We start from the raw sequence: 2831 nt of genomic DNA on the forward strand, positions 1-2831 counted from the left end.
AAATATTAATTGCCGACTTTATTTTCCCATTCTAATGGGCCCCACAGGTGCAAGTGCGCCAAGGAGGCTCCCCAGCACGCCCGAGGAAAGCGAAGCCGCCTGGAGCGGAAATCAACATTCAAGATTAACACAGCCTAATAAATAAAGCCACTTGATATTTCTCTGTTATAGAATGGTTGGTTAACAGCCATATTCATTATCTGTATCGCTATTTTTCTTTGAAAGCAATAGTCATATTTAGTAGCTTTTGTAAAAAAGTCTTCATACTTTATTTCTCTTCTGAACAGCGAAAAAATCCACACGGATTTCTCCTTTCTGTATAATCAATGAGCTCAAAATCTACTTTCTAGATATCATATAGAGCACCTCCCAGAACAAAAGGTACTCTATACACACGAATTATTAAATTCCTTGTTATTCTTTTCCGCTAAACTCTAAAATATTTAAACCCTCAGATGCCTCTGGTGCTTCAAAAAATTTAGTAACATGATTAAATACCGCTTCCGTGTCAAAAGCTGCTCTCTCGGGTAGTTCGATACGCCTTTTTGCAATCTGACGTAAGCATTGCTCGTTATTTAGGTTAAGGAAAATTAGTTGATGACTTGCATTGACCTCTGACGCCGTATCCAAAAACCACTTTCGCAGTTTTTGAGTGTTAGCTGGAAAATCCATCACTACATTTGTACCGACACATAATATGTTTTGGACATGCTTTTTCACCAACGGCTTAATCTGCGCCGAGAATTTTAGGTAATCGTCAAATGATGCAATCTGATTGGGATAAAGTGATGAAAGCCATTCATCCTCAGACAACAGTACGGCATGTTTATCTATTGCCAATTGTTTTGATTTAGTTGATTTTCCAGCTCCCATTTTCCCACAGAAAAAGTACAGCGTCCCTAATTGTTTCATATTTTTTAACCCCCGCCCCTTAGACGTTAAGATTTATACCAATTTAGTTATTCTACCAATTTTGAATATATTCCTTCTTTAACAAACCTGACCCTATAGTTGAATAACTGGTATTTTTCGGGGTTCTCCATTTTAAGCATATTTCACAACGGATATTAAAACAGACTTCTCTTTCTTTATCTCCTTTTCCATGACCTATAGCTAAACGGTTTTTTAAACGTTAATACAATGGAAAAAGGCAACGGAAACTCTCCGCTTCCTTCCCACTATTGCATCCGTTAAATGAATTAGATTAAACTATTATTCTTATCTTGATTTAGTTCTGTGACCTTATCCAATTTGTCTTCAATTCGTTTTAGTTGTTCTTTTCTCTTCTTTAAAGAACGAATGAGTATAATAATAAAAACAACTAAAAGAATAGGAATAGAAACGACAATTAATTGGAAAATAACATCACCAATATTTGACATACTTATAATCACCTTTTTGAGATTTTTGCATTGTAATTTTCTTCCTTCTAGGATATCATAAAAAACCTTAATTTACTTTTGAATTTTTGTTAAACAAGTTAGCTTCAAGAAAAGCGATGCCTTGTTAAAGCATCGCACCCTATTGTTTAAGTGAATTTTTTCACAAACTAGTTTTGAAGTTAACTGAGATCCTATATCATAATATAAAAATAATGTGAATTAACCTTAACTTCACATTTTATCAATTTCAAGATTTTACTACAAATATTAAATTCCTTTTTTCATATTGTAAACTTTATACTTTATAAATTGCATTAAGCCACGACCATATAGCGCAAAATATAATGAACAAAATAATATGTAAGATTGGCAAAAAACTGATTAGCGAAATTTTTTTATTCTTTAGTGTTTTATTTAACGAAATAATATATGTACCTAAATATGTTCCTGCTATTAACATTGTAATTAAGGCTACTATCCCTTCTATAAAATCACTAAACCTTGACACATCCATCATACCGGCATCTGCAACAGACATTATAGTGCCAATCCAAGACACTAAAGAAAACGGAATAGGTAATGCAAAAAATATGAACAAAGGAATTATTGCTGTTTTACGTTCTTTCAATATATCACTCCTTAGATTTTTAATAATCAAGTGTTACGTAAAATTTTATTCATGTGAATCACTTCCATTTTTCGCATAACATTTTTTGAGTTTTAATTCGTCTAATCTTATTTTACAGTAAATGCTCAATCCTTTTGTGTTTTCTTATTGAACAATCATGCCGCGTTAGCAAAAAAAAGAAGAGACCGCTGCAGCGATCCCATCTTAAACTCTTGTATGTCTTGGTGTCTGGAAAATATTAAGGCTTTATATTAAATGAAACTGATATAGAATTCTGCCAAACGAATAAATCTATTTTAATAAGGCAAAGTCTTAGCTGCATGATCTAATAAAGGATTATGCTTTTTTTGCGGAATTGAGATGAAATGAAAAATGATCTAGCTAACTAAAAATCCCTTATAGATGCCTTTCCTGTACCCAAACAAGTGTTACAATCTTGAACATGAACAGATTCAAAACCTGAAGAATAAAATCCTCTACCTGAGCAATCGGGACATATTCCCCTTTGAGTTTTGTTCTCACGTCGTTTTTCTTTCCGATTACCAAAGAAACCCATATAAATCACTCCTAACTTTTTCTTTAGTTTACCTCTCTGTATTCTTTTTATATTAATCCCTTTTACAATACGTGATTGTTTAATTAAACAGCCCTATAGGTAATTAATGGTATTTTCAATTTCCATATACAACTTCTTATTAATGAATAAATCATATAAAACCCTCTACCAGAGTTCTTATTGAAGTAAAACATCCGTTAGTTTAATAAGAAACTGCTCAACTATTATCAACGAAAAGGTTTAAGTCCAAGGAACGCATAACTAT

At 32.5% G+C, this 2831-nt stretch carries 3 protein-coding genes; all 3 read right to left on the reverse strand.

The features are described from left to right. Positions 1–414: 414 nt before the first annotated feature. Positions 415–912 carry an AAA family ATPase gene (locus V7077_RS27605; RefSeq protein ID WP_335507948.1) on the reverse strand — a complete coding sequence of 166 codons (498 nt, stop codon included), beginning with the start codon at positions 910–912 and terminating at the stop codon, positions 415–417. 287 nt (positions 913–1199) lie between these two features. Next, positions 1200–1382 (reverse strand): DUF4083 family protein, encoded by a 183-nt coding sequence (locus tag V7077_RS27610; protein WP_335507950.1) that lies wholly within the window; start codon positions 1380–1382, stop codon positions 1200–1202. Positions 1383–1677: 295 nt separating this feature from the next. Further along, on the reverse strand, positions 1678–2010 hold the full coding sequence (locus V7077_RS27615; RefSeq protein WP_335507952.1) for a hypothetical protein: 333 nt from the start codon (positions 2008–2010) through the stop codon (positions 1678–1680). Positions 2011–2831 lie beyond the last annotated feature (821 nt).

The sequence above is a fragment of the Neobacillus vireti genome (genome assembly GCF_036962465.1).
Lineage (GTDB): Bacteria > Bacillota > Bacilli > Bacillales > Cytobacillaceae > Neobacillus > Neobacillus vireti_B.